The sequence below is a fragment of the Rhodospirillales bacterium genome (assembly GCA_014323865.1).
GTDB lineage: Bacteria > Pseudomonadota > Alphaproteobacteria > SP197 > SP197 > SP197.
This window is the reverse complement of record JACONG010000001.1, coordinates 18,250-32,947: the sequence shown is the minus strand read 5'-3', so window position 1 is coordinate 32,947 and position 14,698 is coordinate 18,250. Positions and strand designations below refer to the sequence as shown.

General features: G+C 65.3%; 8 protein-coding genes. 4 read left to right on the top strand and 4 right to left on the bottom strand.

Going from position 1 to position 14,698, the window contains the following annotated elements:
• The first annotated feature begins 87 nt into the window (after positions 1-87).
• Positions 88-1,314: an MFS transporter gene (locus GDA49_00135; GenBank protein ID MBC6438832.1), complete on the top strand. Its 1,227-nt coding sequence runs from the start codon at positions 88-90 to the stop codon at positions 1,312-1,314.
• A 182-nt stretch (positions 1,315-1,496) separates the two neighbouring features.
• Positions 1,497-4,127 carry an aminopeptidase N gene (gene pepN / locus GDA49_00130; protein MBC6438831.1) on the top strand — a complete coding sequence of 877 codons (2,631 nt, stop codon included), beginning with the start codon at positions 1,497-1,499 and terminating at the stop codon, positions 4,125-4,127.
• Between the two features lie 291 nt (positions 4,128-4,418).
• Here pepN and GDA49_00125 read toward each other — a convergent pair whose 3' ends face one another.
• Both GDA49_00125 and GDA49_00120 read right to left on the bottom strand, forming a co-directional pair.
• On the bottom strand, positions 4,419-5,609 hold the full coding sequence (locus GDA49_00125; protein MBC6438830.1) for an MFS transporter: 1,191 nt from the start codon (positions 5,607-5,609) through the stop codon (positions 4,419-4,421).
• An 88-nt stretch (positions 5,610-5,697) separates the two neighbouring features.
• Positions 5,698-7,428: an ABC transporter ATP-binding protein/permease gene (locus tag GDA49_00120; GenBank protein ID MBC6438829.1), complete on the bottom strand. Its 1,731-nt coding sequence runs from the start codon at positions 7,426-7,428 to the stop codon at positions 5,698-5,700.
• Between the two features lie 177 nt (positions 7,429-7,605).
• Between GDA49_00120 and GDA49_00115 the strand changes: the two genes are divergently transcribed.
• Positions 7,606-8,787: an aminotransferase class V-fold PLP-dependent enzyme gene (locus GDA49_00115; protein ID MBC6438828.1), complete on the top strand. Its 1,182-nt coding sequence runs from the start codon at positions 7,606-7,608 to the stop codon at positions 8,785-8,787.
• 184 nt (positions 8,788-8,971) lie between these two features.
• On the opposite strand, the gene GDA49_00110 is transcribed toward GDA49_00115, so the two are convergent.
• Complete coding sequence (locus tag GDA49_00110) at positions 8,972-10,621, bottom strand: hydantoinase B/oxoprolinase family protein (protein ID MBC6438827.1); 1,650 nt, start codon at positions 10,619-10,621, stop codon at positions 8,972-8,974.
• Entirely contained in the window at positions 10,621-12,699 is a 2,079-nt protein-coding gene (locus GDA49_00105) for a hydantoinase/oxoprolinase family protein (protein MBC6438826.1), read from the bottom strand. Before GDA49_00105 ends, GDA49_00110 begins: the two co-directional genes overlap by 1 nt.
• Before the next feature lie 487 nt (positions 12,700-13,186).
• Here GDA49_00105 and GDA49_00100 point away from each other — a divergent pair, with 487 nt between their 5' ends.
• Complete coding sequence (locus tag GDA49_00100; protein MBC6438825.1) at positions 13,187-14,698, top strand: trimethylamine methyltransferase family protein; 1,512 nt, start codon at positions 13,187-13,189, stop codon at positions 14,696-14,698.

Below are 14,698 nucleotides of genomic sequence, written 5' to 3'. Positions count from 1 at the left end.
GCAGCGGGACAACCGGGTTCTTTCCTCGGCCGTCTGACCGGATAGGATGGCAACCGTTTCTGCACTGCAGCCCGAAAGCATCCTGACATGACCCATACCGAGCCCACTGCCTCGACATGGCGCACGCCGCTGATGGTGATCGCCGCGGGCTGCGCCATCGCGATGATCGGCTTCGGGATTCGTTCGGTCTACGGCCTTTTCCTCGAGCCGATAACAGAGGCGCGTATGTGGAGCCGCGAGACCTTCTCCATTGCGCTCGCGATCCAGAACCTGCTTTGGGGCCTCGGCGTTCCGGTCGCCGGCGCCATTGCCGACCGCTTCGGCCCGGCGCGCGTGATCATCTTCGGTTCGGTGCTCTACGCCTTCGGCAACTGGGCGATGTCAGTGGTGGAGGCGGGATGGCTGTTCCACGTCACCGCCGGCGTTGTGGTCGGTCTCGGCATTGCTTTCACCACGTTTTCGCTGGCCATGGCAGCGATGGCGCGTGTTGTCGGACCGGAGAAGCGGTCGCTCGTGCTTGGCCTTGGCACCGCGGCGGGTTCGTTCGGCCAGGTCGTGTTCTCGCCCAACGCCCAATTTGCGATCGACATGTTCGGCTGGCAGGGTGCGCTGCTCGCCTTGTCCGCAGCGGCGCTGGTCATGATTCCTCTGGCGTTTATCCTGCCGCGCAGCTCGGCCGGTGTCGGCGAGGTCGCGAGCGACCAGAAGATGGTCGAGGCCCTCCGTGAAGCCGCCGCACACCGCGGATACGTGTTGCTCACGCTCGGCTTCTTCGTCTGTGGTTTCCAGATTGCCTTCATCACCATCCATTTCCCCGCCTATGTCACCGGCCTGGGTCTGGCGCCGACCGTTGCGGCCGTGGCCATTGCGATCGTCGGCGGCTGCAACATTCTGGGATCGCTGGCGGCGGGCGCGGCGGGGCAGCGCTGGTCCAAGCGCTACAGCCTTGCCTGGATTTATTTCGTCCGGTCGATCTTCGTTGTGGCCCTGATGCTGGCGCCCAGGACCGAGTTCACGATCTATGCCTTTGCGGCCGGCATGGGTTTCCTGTGGCTCGCCACGGTCCCGCTCACGACAGGGCTGGTGGCCCAGATCTTCGGCGTGCGCTGGATGGCCACACTCTTCGGCATCGTCTTCGTGAGCCATCAGCTTGGCAGTTTCGTCGGCGTCTGGCTCGCCGGCTGGCTCTACGATACCACCGGCTCCTACGACATCGTCTGGTGGATCAGCGCTGGTCTCGGCCTTGTCGCCGCCATCCTGCACATCCCGATCGACGAGAAGCCGCTGGCACGGCTCCAGGCCACACGCGGCTAGTCGTCACATGCCCTGCGGCAGGTGGCGGGCGGACCAGGCGTAGACCAGCATCGCCGCGACACCGGAAAACCGCCCGGGAAGGCGGGCCACCCGGCATCCGGGAATGTCGGAGCCTGATGGCCTTTCGTTTGGCGTGTCTCCCCCGAATCGGACAGGATGCACAGAACCAAAAAGGACCGACCATGCGCACCGAAGAGCCTCGCGCCATCTATCTCAGCGACTATCAGCCGCCCGACTATCGGGTGGAGACGATTGCGCTCCACGTCACGCTGGTGCCCGACGCCACGAAGGTGCGCGCGGAGTTGTGCGTGGTGGCCAGTCACGAGGGCGAAACCCGGCCGTTCCGACTCGACGGCGACGATCTCCCGCTCGATGCCGTCGCCATCGACGGCGAGGCGCTCGGCACCGACGCCTACAGGCACGATGCGTCGGGTCTGGTCATTCATGAACCGCCGCGGGCGTTCACGCTCGTCACCGAAACGACGATTGCGCCGGCGGCCAACACGGCGCTTGAGGGGCTCTACGTCTCGTCGGACATGTTCTGCACCCAGTGCGAGGCCGAGGGTTTCCGGCGCATCACCTTCTATCCCGACCGGCCCGACGTGCTGGCGACCTACACGGTCACGATGGATGCCGACAAGGTGCGCTATCCGATCCTGCTGTCGAACGGCAACCTGGTCGAGGCGTGCGATCTGGGCGACGGCCGCCATCGTGCGGTCTGGCACGATCCGTTCCCCAAGCCGAGCTATCTCTTCGCCCTGGTCGCCGGCGATCTTGGCTCGATCAAGGACACGTTCACGACAGCCTCGGGCCGTGTCGTCGACCTCAGGATCTGGAGCGAGCACGGCAATCAGGAGAAGTGCACCTATGCGATGGATGCGCTGAAGCGCTCCATGCGCTGGGACGAGGAGCGTTACGGCCTGGAGTACGACCTCGACATCTTCAACATCGTGGCCGTGGGCGACTTCAACATGGGAGCGATGGAGAACAAGAGCCTCAACATCTTCAATTCGAAGCTGGTTCTGGCCAGCCCCGAGACCGCGACCGACGGCGACTACGACGCTATCGAGAGTGTCATTGCTCACGAGTACTTCCACAACTGGACGGGCGACCGCGTGACCTGCCGCGACTGGTTCCAGCTCTCGCTGAAGGAGGGGCTGACGGTCTACCGGGATCAGGAGTTCAGCGCCGACATGCGCAGCCGGGCCGTCAAGCGGATCGACGACGTGCGCCGTCTGCGCTCGGCGCAGTTTCCGGAAGATGCCGGGCCGCTGGCCCACCCGGTCCGGCCCGAAAACTATATCGAGATCAACAACTTCTATACCGCGACCGTTTATGAGAAGGGCGCCGAGGTGATCCGCATGATGGAGCGCCTTCTGGGCCGCAACGGCTTCCGCAAGGGCATGGATCTCTACTTCGAGCGCCACGATGGCCAGGCGGTGACCTGCGATGACTTCGTGGCTGCCATGGCGGATGCCAACGACGCTGATCTCAACCACTTCAAGCTCTGGTACAGCCAGGCCGGCACGCCGGTCATCTCGGCCAGCGGTGCGTATGATGCCGACACCCGCAGTTATGAGCTGACACTGGCGCAGGCGACCGCGCCGACACCCGGCCAGCCCGACAAGAAACCGCTCCACATCCCATTCGAGGTCGGCCTGATCGGGCCGAACGGCAGCGAGATGGAGACGACGGTTGAGGGCGTGACGTCGTCGAGCCACGTGCTCAATCTGACCTCGGACAGCATGACCTTCCGTTTCGGGAATGTCGGCGCCGCGCCGGTGCCGTCGCTCAATCGCGGCTTCAGCGCTCCGGTCCGGCTCAAGACCGATCTGAGCGACGAGGACTGCGCCTTTCTTCTGGCACACGATACCGATCCCTTCGCGCGCTGGGAGGCGGGCCAGCAGTACGGCACCAGGGTTCTGCTCGACATGGTCGCGCAGATCCGGTCGGGCGTCGAAGCCACGATCGACGATCATTACGTCGAGGCGCTCGGTGCAGTCCTGGCCGATGGCGGGATCGACCCCATGGCCAAGGCCCAGGCGCTGTCGATGCCTGCCGAGAGTTACCTGGCCGACCAGATGGAGACCGTCGACGTCGATGCGATTCACACGGCACGTGAGGCGATGCGCCTAGCGCTGGGGCAACGCTATCGCGACGACTGGCTGGCGACCTTCAACGCCTGCCGGTGCGACGAACCGTTCAGCCCCGACGCCGCCCAGGCCGGCCGCCGTGCACTCAAGGGCGCCGCGCTGACCTACTATGCTGCGACGGCCGACGCCGAGGCGATCGCACGGGTGAAGGCGGAGTACGACCGGGCCGACAACATGACCGAGCGGCTGGCCGCTTTGGTCCTGATCGGCCTCATCGACGCGCCGGAACGCGCCGCCTGCTTCGACGACTTCTATGTTCGCTTCCGCAACGACGACCTCGTGGTCAACAAATGGCTCGGTGTGCAGGCACTGTCACCGCTGCCGGGTGCGGTCGATCGCGTCGCGGCGTTGCTCGGCCACGAGGCGTTCAACATAAGGAACCCGAACAAAGTCTACGCTCTGGTCGGTGCCTTCGCGATGGGCAACCCGGTCAACTTCCACAAGAAGGACGGTTCCGGATATCGCTTCCTCGCCGATCGACTGCTCGAACTCGACGCGCTCAATCCCCATGTCGCCGCGCGTATGGTCGATGCCCTGGGACGATGGCAGCGCCAGGACAGCGCGCGCCAGGAGCTGATGAAGGCCGAGCTCCGGCGTGTCCGTGCCCGCGACGGCCTGTCGCCCGATCTGATCGAGAAGATCGACAAGTCGCTCGCCTGAATGCGCATACGAACGCTGCGGTCGTGTCATCCCGGCCGTAGCCCGAAGGGCGTGGAGCCGGGACATCGGGCAGGGTGCTTCGGAAACAAGCGGCACGCAGGGCAGATCGAAGAGCGTCTCCCGCTTCGGGTTGACCGGCACGATGGTGCCGCCGAAACCCGGGCTGAGCGTGTTGTGGAAGATACCACCGCCGAACTTGCGCTGGTCTTGGGATGCTCCGACAAAGGCCATGGCCTTCGGATTGATGATCTCGGCAACACTCTGGCGTGGGGGCTCACGTTTTGACCCCTGTCAGTACTGCCTGGGAACGTAGCGGGCGTACCAGGCCATGGCGAGCATGCCGATGCCCGAGGTGACGAAGACGGCGGGCAGGGCGAAGATTTGAAGCAGGGCTGAGAAGAGGCCCGGCGGGCCGATCTGCGAGGTGTCGCGGAAGGTTGCGAAGACGCTGGTCATCTCGGCGCGTTCATGCGGATGCACGGCGCGCAGGAAGAGCATGTTGCCCGCGCCGTCGACCATGCTGGTGGCCAGGGCGGCCACCATGAAGAGCGTCACGCCGAGCCAGGGGCTGGCGGCAACCGCAGCGACGACGATCGTGGCGACGGCGGAGGCGAGGTAACCCATGATCAGGAGTTTGCGGATACCCCATTTGCGCCCGACCCAGCCCCAGAACGGGCAGAGCAGGACAGCGCCCGAGCCGGCCGAGACGATGATGCCGGCGACCGTGTCGCCGAGGCCCGATTCCACGCAATAGATCGGGGCATAGACGAAGAACATCGCCCACCAGCTCGACCGTCCCACGGCCAGCAGCCAGGCGAGCCGCAGGCGCGGCTGGCGGAAGAAGTGCGGGAAGAAGCGGAACGGGTTGGGCGGCGACGATTTCATGGCCTGGATGGCCTCGCTGTCGGAGAAGCGCAGATAGAGGAAGACGAGGTAGGCGACGGTTGCCAGGACGGCCATGGCCATGAAGGGAGCCGGCCTGCCGAACGCCTGGGCCAGCAGCACGCCGCCGAACGGTCCGATGATGAATCCCGATCCCATGAAAAGCACCCGCACCGGTTCGAAACGGTTGAACTCCTGCCGCGGGATGTGGTCCATCAGGTAGAGGTTGAACGAGATATCGAGCGCGATGAAGCCGACGAGGAAACACGTCAGGCCCGCCGCGAAGACATGGATGTTGCCGAGCGAAAGTAGGATCGCGGCGAGGCAGATGAGTGCCGTTCCCATGCCCACCACCCGACGTCGTCGGAAGAGATGGACCAGCAGTGGCATCGACAGGCTGCCACCCAGGCCGACGAAGGAGGCCGCGAAATAGAGCAGGCTGACCTCCTGGGCCGATCCGGTGATTTCGAGCGCGGTGAGCGGAAGGATCGTCAGGGGTAGTGCACGGGCAATGCCCTGCAAGCCGTAAAGCACCGCGAACGGCATCGCATGCGGAAGGTCGGCAACGCCCAGCCAGACCTGAAGATGAAGACCACGCACCCGGCACGCTCCCTCGCTCTGTGCCGGGCGTCATGGGACCCCTCATCGGCACAAGATGCAAGAAAAACGCCTGCATGGCTGGGTTGCGTCACGGAAGCGGCGCGTGTTGCTCTTTCGGCTCCTCGCCGTTTTCCTGCTGGCGGTGCCACATGCCGGCGTAGATGTCGTCGGTGACGAGCAGGTCCGCGTGACGCCCGCGTTCGACGATCTGTCCGTCCTCGAGCACTAGGATTTCGTCGGCGTCGACCACGGTCGAAAGGCGGTGGGCGACGACCAGCGTCGTCCGCCCCTTCGCGATGTCGTTGAGATTGGCCTGGATGGCGCGCTCGGTGTGGGTGTCGAGTGCGCTGGTCGCCTCGTCGAAGATCAGGATCTGCGGGTTCTTCAGGATCGTGCGGGCAATCGCGACCCGCTGTTTCTCACCGCCGGAGAGCTTGAGCCCGCGTTCGCCGACGATCGTGTCGTAGCCGTCGGGCAGGCCGGTCACGAAGTCGTGGATACGCGCCAGCCGGGCCGCCTCCTCCACCTCTTCGCGCGATGCCCCGGGCCGTCCGTAGGCAATGTTGTAGGCAATCGTGTCGTTGAACAGCACGGTGTCCTGCGGAACGATGCCGATTGCCTGGCGCAGGCTGTTCTGCGTGACGTCGCGCAGGTCCTGACCGTCGATGGTGATCGTACCGGTGCCGACATCGTAGAAGCGATAAAGCAGGCGGGAGAGCGTCGACTTGCCCGCACCCGAAGGGCCGACGACTGCAACCTTCTTGCCGGCGGGAACCGTGAAATCGATGCCCTGCAGGATCGGTCGCCGTTTGTCATAGGCAAAATCGACGCCATCGAACCGTATCGCTGCGCCGTCAATCACGAGGGGCTTTGCGTCGGGCTTGTCCGTGATCTCGGCCTCGACGGCGAGCAGGCGGAACATCTCCTCGATGTCGATCAGCGCCTGCTTGATCTCGCGATAGACGAACCCGAAGAGGTTGAGCGGCTGATAGAGCTGCATCAGATAGGTGTTGGCCAGAACGAAGTCGCCCACCGTCATGCTGCCCTCGACGATGCCCGCCGCGGACATCAGCATCACGAGCGTCAGGCCGATCGAGATGATCGCGGCCTGGCCGAAGTTGAGCGCGGCGAGCGAAACATTCGATTTCACCGCCGCATCCTCGTAGCTCGCCAGCCGGTCGTCGTAACGCCTTGCCTCGTGCTCCTCGTTCACGAAGTACTTGACGGTTTCGTAGTTCAGCAGGCTGTCGATGGCACGTGTGTTGGCGCTGGTGTCGGCGTCGTTCATGCGCCGCCGGAAGCGGATGCGCCACTCGGTCACGACCATCGTGTAGGCGATGTAGACCACCACCGTGACCAGCGTGACCGCGGCGATGGCGAAGTCGAGCATGTACCAGAGGATACCGAAGGTCAGGACGAGCTCGATCACGGTCGGGATCAGGTTGAACAGGCTGATCCGCAGCAGCAGCTCGATCGCCCGGTTGCCGCGCTCGATGATGCGCGAGAGGCCGCCGGTCTGGCGCTCCAGATGAAAACGCAGCGACAGCCTGTGAAGATGGCGGAAGACCTTCAGGATGATGCGGCGGATGGCGCGCTGGCCGAGCCGGGCGAAAATCGCATCGCGCAGCTCGTTGAAGCCCAGCGAGGCGATGCGCGCCGCACCATAGGCCAGGATCACGCCGATCGGGATCGCGACGATCAGGCCCTCTTCGGCCGAGACCAGACTGTCGACCGCATCCTTGTAGAAGATCGGCACGGTCACGATCGCGATCTTGGCCAGCACCAGGCAGATCAACGCCAGCACGACCCGGGCGCGCATGCTCGTCTGACCCTTCGGCCACAGATAGGGCAGAAGACTCAGGATGGTGCGAAAGCCGTTGGCGGGCTTCGCATGTGCCTCGCCGAGTGATCGGATTGTCAGGGTCCTTTTCAACGCTGGCGGATGCCAGGGCCTCGTGACATATCAGGCAGCGCCGAACAGAAACAGGGCAGTGCCATGATCGATCTCGCCAGGGTCCGGGCCGACACACCCGCGCTCGACAACCAGGCCTATTTCATGAGCTGCGGTGCGGGCCTGATGCCCGACCCTGTACTCCATGCGTTGCAGGAGCACCTGCGGCGGGAGGCCGAGGTCGGCGGGTATGCGGCAGAAGGCGAGGCCAGCCCCGCGATCGACGGCACCTACATGTCGATCGCGCGCATGCTGAACTGTTCGTCCGACGAGATCGCGCTGGTCGAAAACGCGACCGTCGCCTGGGGTCAGGCCTTCTACGGGCTGGTTCAGGCCATGAAGCCCGGCGACAATGTCGTCACGGTGGTCGCCGAATACGCCTCGAACTTCATCGCTTGCCTGCAGGCGGTGAAGCAGCGGGGAATCGAGATCGTTGTCGCGCCGAATGACGGGCACGGCCAGGTCGACGTCGCGGCCCTGGAGGGTCTGATCGACGCACGCACACGTCTGATTGCCATGACGCACGTGCCGACGTCGGGAGGCCTGGTCACACCGGCCGGGGAGGTCGGACGAATCGCGCGTGCAAAGGGCGTACCCTACCTGCTGGATGCCTGCCAATCGGTCGGTCAAATACCGCTTGATGTCCAGGCGATCGGCTGCGACTTCCTGTCGGCCACCGGTCGCAAGTTCCTGCGCGGGCCGCGCGGGACGGGCTTTCTTTATGCGTCAGAAGCGATCATGGAACACCACGAGCCGCCGGTTCTCGACCTCTTGTCGGCCGAATGGGTCGCGCCGGATCGCTACGAAATGGCGCCGACCGCGCGACGCTACGAAAACTGGGAGAGCTTCGTGGCCGGCAAGGTCGGCCTCGGCGTTGCGGTCGATTATGCGCTGGATGTCGGTCTCGATGCGATTGCCGGGCGCAATGCCGCGCTGGCTGGAGATCTGCGGGATCGCCTCGCGGCGCTCGACGGCGTCACGTTGCGCGACGCCGGCACGCAGGCCGATCGGTGCGCTATCGTGACCTTCAGTCACGACCGCGTGGACGCCAGCGAGATTGTCGCGCAGCTGGGTGCCCGGGGCATTGTCGTCGGTGCCTCGTCACCATCGTCGACACGGCTCGATTTCGAGAGCCGCGCCATGCCGTCGATCTGCCGCGCGGCTGTGCACTACCACAATACGGACGATGAGATTGTGCGGCTGGCTTCCGCTGTCGCCGCGCTCTAGATCTCGCGAGGCACCCGAGCGGCGAGAAGCGCATGAAGTCGCGCCGCAGCGAGGCGATGCCATCGGCCTGCTTCAGAGTACGGGCAAAGTCGGCGCTGTCCTTGCCGGGGAAACCTGTCGATGGAACCGGGACATTCGGTCACGTCCCGGTATCTCCCATCTCCCGGGAAGGGTTGACGCGGGGTCAATATCCGTAGTCGCGCGCTGCGGCCCCGGCGCTGACGAGTTCGCTGCGAAGGTCCGCCTCGATGAGCGGCGTGTCGCGTTCCGCCGGGTCGCCGTAACCGCCGCCGCCGGGAGTTTCGACCCAGAGACGGTCCCCAGGGGGAATGTCCTGCTCGCCCTTGCCGTTCATCGGCTTGCCCGAACTGAGCCGTAGCACGCCCGGGGCACCGTCGTGACCACCGGCGCGCCCGCGTGCGGGATAGGTGATGCGGTCGAGCGCGGCGGCAAGCTGGAAGGGAGCCTCCTCGCTCGAGCCGATCTCCATGACCTGCCCGTGTCCGCCCCGATATTTGCCCGCGCCACCGGAGTCGGGACGCAACTCGCGCCGCCAGACGACCAGCGGACAGGTCGATTCGACCATCTCCACCTGACTCCCCATGACGCCGGACGGATAGGCCGTGGCGTCGAGACCGTCACGCGTCGGCCGGCCGCCGGTGCCGCCGTTGTGGACGAGTTCCATGGCGAACCGGGTCCGGTTCTCGCCCTGGTGGTGACCGAAGCCGCCGCGCAGGGAGAGATCCCACAGAACGCCCGTGCCTTCCGCAGGAACCGAACCCGGACGCGCCTGGTGCAGGCAGCCGAAGGCGGCGTCGGGTAGCATCTGGCCCACGATGTGGCGCATCACAACGGGCGCGGGTTTCAGTGCGTTCATGATCGAGCCCTGCGGTGCCGTCACGATGAAGGGCTCGAGCGCACCGGCATTGTTGGGGATGTCGGGTGCGACAACACACTTGATGCCGAACACGGTGTAGGCCTGGGCATAGGTCAACGGGCAGTTGATACCGTAGCGCGAGCGGCCCGAGCTTCCGGTGTAGTCGATCGTCATGCTGTCGTCGGTGACGGTCAGCGTGGCTGCGATCCTGATCTCGAAATCATAGCCGTCGGTCATCATCTCTGATTGCCACGTGCCGTTCGGCCAGCTGCGGATACGCTCCAGCGTGGCCTGCCGCGACGTCTCGATGATGTGGTCGCCCAGGCTCCTGAGCGAGGTCATGGCGAACTCGGTCATCATCTCCGCGAGCCGCTCCTCGCCCACCTCGCAGCACGCGATCAGCGCGTAGAGGTCGCCCTCGTTCTGCACGGGCACACGACTGTTGGCATAAAGCACGGCCATCATGGTTTCATCGATCTGGCCCTGCTTCACGAGCTTCACCGGCGGGATGTAGATGCCTTCCTCATGCACGTCGGCGGCGTCGGGCCCGAAGCTGCGTCCGCCGATGTCGGCAAGATGCGAGGTGCAGGCGTTGAGACCAGCGAGCGTGCCATCGACGAAACACGGCTTCACCAGGACAAAATCGTTGAGATGGCCCGCGCCCATCCAGGGATCGTTGGTGAGATAGATGTCGCCTTCCACCATGGTTTCCGCGGGGAAGTGCTCCAGGAAGTGGACGACCGCGGCGGCCATGGTGTTGATGTGGCCCGGGGTGCCGGTCACCGCCTGGGCCAGCATTCGGCCCTGGAGGTCGAAGATCCCGGCGGAGATGTCGCCCGACTCCCGCACAATCGGACTGAAGGCCGCACGCATGAGCGTCTGACCCTGCTCCTCGACGACGGCGATCAGGCGGTCCCACATGATCTGTTGGTTGATCTGTTCCAGTGCGCTTGCCATCACGTGACCTCCTCGCGGCGTTCCAGGACGATATGGCCCAGGCCGTCGATGCGGCCCGTGAAACCGCCGGTCACGACGGTGGTGGTCTGGCCCTCGGTCACGACGCAAGGGCCCTCGAACTGCGCTCCTGCAGCCATGGTGCCGCGCGTGAACACGGGTGCCTCCCTGGCGACGCCTGCACGCGGGTCGACCATCGTGCGGTAGCGGCAGGGTTCGGCGGCGTGGTCCGGGCTCTCGCTGTCGCGCCCGTTGGTGCGCGGCACTTCGGTCGAGACCACCAGCTTCCAGCCCAGGATCTCGACGTCCATACCGGGCACGCTTCGGCTGAACAGTCGGGCATACTCCTCGTCGTAGGCGGCCCGGAGATGATCGCGCTCGGCACCGTCGAGCACGCCGTTGCTGACCGGCACCTCGATTTCGTGACCCTGGCCGAGGTAGCGCATGAAACAGCTTCGTTTTTCCGTGACGGGCGCATCGGCAGCACTTTCGTGCACCACCGCGCACGCCTCATCGCCGAGTTGCCGGAAGACCTCGTTGGCGGCCTCGGGCTCAAATGCCGAGAGCGTCATGTAGCGGCTGCGGATGACCTCATAAGCGATCGGCGCGCGCAGGAAGCCGACGGCCGAACCGACGCCGGGGTTGTTGGGAATCACGACGCGCGGGATCTGCAGTTTTTCTGCCATGCGGCATGCATGGAGCGGGCCCGCCCCGCCGAAGGCGATCATTGTGCGTTTCCTGAGGTCCTTGCCGCGTTCGACGGCGTGCACGCGGGCGGCATTCGCCATGGTCTCGTCGATCACCTCGGAGATGCCGAGTGCGCCGTCGGTCGCGTTGAGCCCGAGGCCGTCGCCGACCTGGCGTGCGATCGCGCCGCGTGCCGCCTCGCCGTCGAGCGTCATACGCCCGTCGGCGAAATCGCCGGAGTCGAGCCGCCCCAGCGTCAGGTCGGCGTCGGTCACCGTGGGTTCGGTGCCGCCTCGGCTGTAGCAGGTGGGGCCGGGCTCGGAGCCTGCGCTGTCGGGGCCGACGGTGATCCGATCGAGATTGTCGAGCCGGGCGATCGAGCCGCCGCCCGCACCGATCTCGATCATCTCGATCACCGGGATCCGGACAGGCAGGCCGCTGCCCTTGATGAAGCGCGCCGCCCGCGCGATCTCGAAGGTGCGGGCGGTCATCGGTTCGGCATTGTCGATCAGGCAGATCTTCGCCGTGGTGCCGCCCATGTCGTAGCTCAGCACCTCGGCCTCGCCGCGCTCGGCAGCCACGCTGGCGGCCAGGATCGCGCCGCCGCTGGGGCCGGATTCAACAAGACGGATCGGGAAGCGTATGGCGGTCTCGAGTGAGCAGACGCCCCCGCCCGATGTCATCAGCAGCATCGGTCCCCCGATGCCGGCGGCCTGCAGCTCGGTATCAAGGGCCTGCAGGTAGCGCGCTATCAGCGGCTGGACATAGGCGTTGCATGTTGCCGTGGTCAGGCGTTCGTACTCGCGAACCTCCGGGCAGACTTCCGACGACAGCGTGACATGGAGATCAGGCGCTTCGGCCAGCAGCAGGTCGCGCACGCGATGTTCGTGGTCGGGGTTGGCATAGGCGTGAAGCAGACCGATCGCGACAGCCTCCACGCCTTCGGCCTTCAGGCGTTCCGCGATCGGTGCGATCGCATTTTCGTCGAGCTCGGTGAGGACCTGTCCGCGCACGTCCATGCGTTCGGCGACGGGGAAGGTGAGGTGGCGCGGTACGATGGGATCGGGCTTGTCGAGCCAGATGTCGTACTGGTCGTAGCGGTTTTCGTAGGCCAGCCGCAGCGTATCGCGGAAACCTTCGGTGCAGATCAGGCCGGTCGCTGCGCCCTTGCGTTCGATCAGGGCATTGGTCGCGAGCGTCGTGCCGTGAATGACGCCGGTGACCGCCTCTGCACCGAGCCCGGCCTTCTCAAGGGCCAGTCGCGCACCGTTCATCACACCCTGTTCGGGCGTGCGCGGCGTGGTCGGGACCTTCGAGGTCTCGAGCCGCCCTTCATCAAGTTCCAATGCAATGTCGGTAAAGGTGCCGCCGATATCGACTGCCAGACGCGCCATCGCCAACCCCCAGCAAGAGAAAGCGGCGGACGCTGCCAGCGTCTTTCGGGCGTGACAACCGAAATCGTATGCCCGGCGCAACATCGGCGAACGATTTTCATCAGCCCATGGTTGATCTGGACAATTGAGATTTCAGGCGGCGGATTTCAGGCGGCATGGCCGCCTGAAGTCTTCCGTTTCTTCCCGACCGCCTCCGCAGACGGGGAACGGTGGATTGTTCCGCAATCGGCACCCTGTTGAATCGGGCCTGACCCACCAGCCGCCGGTCGCCGGGATCGAACACGGGTCGCGCAGGAGTGGCTTTTCCTCGACGTCCTGATCGCCGTCACTGTCGTCGGGCACCTGCCCGACAATCCCTGGGTCGACTGACCGCAACAGCGGTGGAATTTGTTCACGCTCGCATCTTGTGTGCGTGTCATCTTTGTTGAATCGTTTTTCTTGGATCCGCGCCATCGGCGGGTCTTGCTCTCTGGGACAGCACAGGCTTATGGCAGCGACACGACGGGTCCGTCAGACACGACGCGAACGGGCGGCGGCCACGACCGGGGCTGTCATTCTTCCGGTACCGCTGGGCGGTTGCTATTGCCCGCTGGATGGCGCGGGCGTTTCGGCGGTCGTTGACACCGCCTTCGGTATCCTGGAACAGATCGGGCTTGCCGCACCCGGTGGAATCCTTGACAGCCTCCTTGCGGCCGGCGCGGCCGACATGCGGGACGGCCGTGTCTTCTTCCCGCGCTCCGCCGTCGAGGACGTTCTCTCTCGCGCACCGTCTACAGTCGCCCTCCCGGGCTTTCTCGATTCGACAGGTCTTCAGATCGGCGGCGGTGCCGTTCACGCTGGAACGGGCGGCGCGGCCGTTCAGGTTCTCGATGCGCGGGATGGCGGCTATCGCGACAGCACGCTCGACGATCTCTCGCGCATGATGCGTGTGCTCGATCGTTGCGAGAACGTCAGCTACGGTCTGCGCCCGCTGATCGCACGCGACCTCGACAATCCGTTCGAGCTCGACATCAACACGGCCTTCGCCTGCATGGCGGGAACTGCCAAGCCGATCGGGATCAGCTTCGACAGCGCCGACCACGTTGCACCCGTGGCGTCCATGTTCGACAAGGCGCTCGGCGGCGAGGGGCGATTCCGTCGCCAACCCTTCTGCATGGCGGTCGTGGTTCATGTCGTGCCGCCGCTGCGCTTTGCGCCCGAGGGCTGCGCCGTGCTTGCCGAGGCGATCGGGGCCGGCATGATCCCGCAGATCTGTTCGGCCGGGCAGGCCGGTGCGACAAGCCCGGCCTCACTCGCCGGTTCACTGGCGCAGGGCCTCGCCGAGTGCCTGGCGGGCATGATGCTGGTTGAGGCGATCCGGCCCGGCCATCCCTGCATTTATGCCTTCATGCCCTTCATCTCCGATCTCCGGACCGGTGCCATGTCGGGTGGCAGCGGTGAGGCTGCTGTCGCAAGCGCGGCGGCGGCGCAGCTCCTGCTCCATCTCGGTCTGCCGTCGACCGTCTCGGCAGGGATCACAGACGCCAAGATCGCCGATGCGCAGGCAGGCTATGAGAAGGGTTACACCGTGGCGCTCTCCGCCCACGCCGGTGCGGACATGATCAACCTTTCGGTCGGTATGCTGGGTTCGATCATGGTGGCGAGCCCCGAGGCTCTCGTGATCGACGACGAGATGTGCGGTGCCATTCTGCGTTCGGTCCGTGGCGTCGACCTTGAGGCAGGCGGCCTTGATCTCGACGCGATCGCACGGGTCGTCGGTGGCGAGGGTCACTATCTCGGTGAGCCCGAGACGCTGCAGCTCATGAAGACCGAATACGTCTATCCCCGTCTCGCTGACCGCAACAGCGTCGACGATTGGCAGGCGGCGGGGGGCACCAGCATCTGGGAGCGGGCCAGGGCCCGGGTCGACGAGATTCTCTCAAGTCCGCCGTCCTCGCATCTTTCGGCCGCCGCGCAGACCGAGATTCGTATGCGCTTCCCCATTCGTCTCGATCCCTGA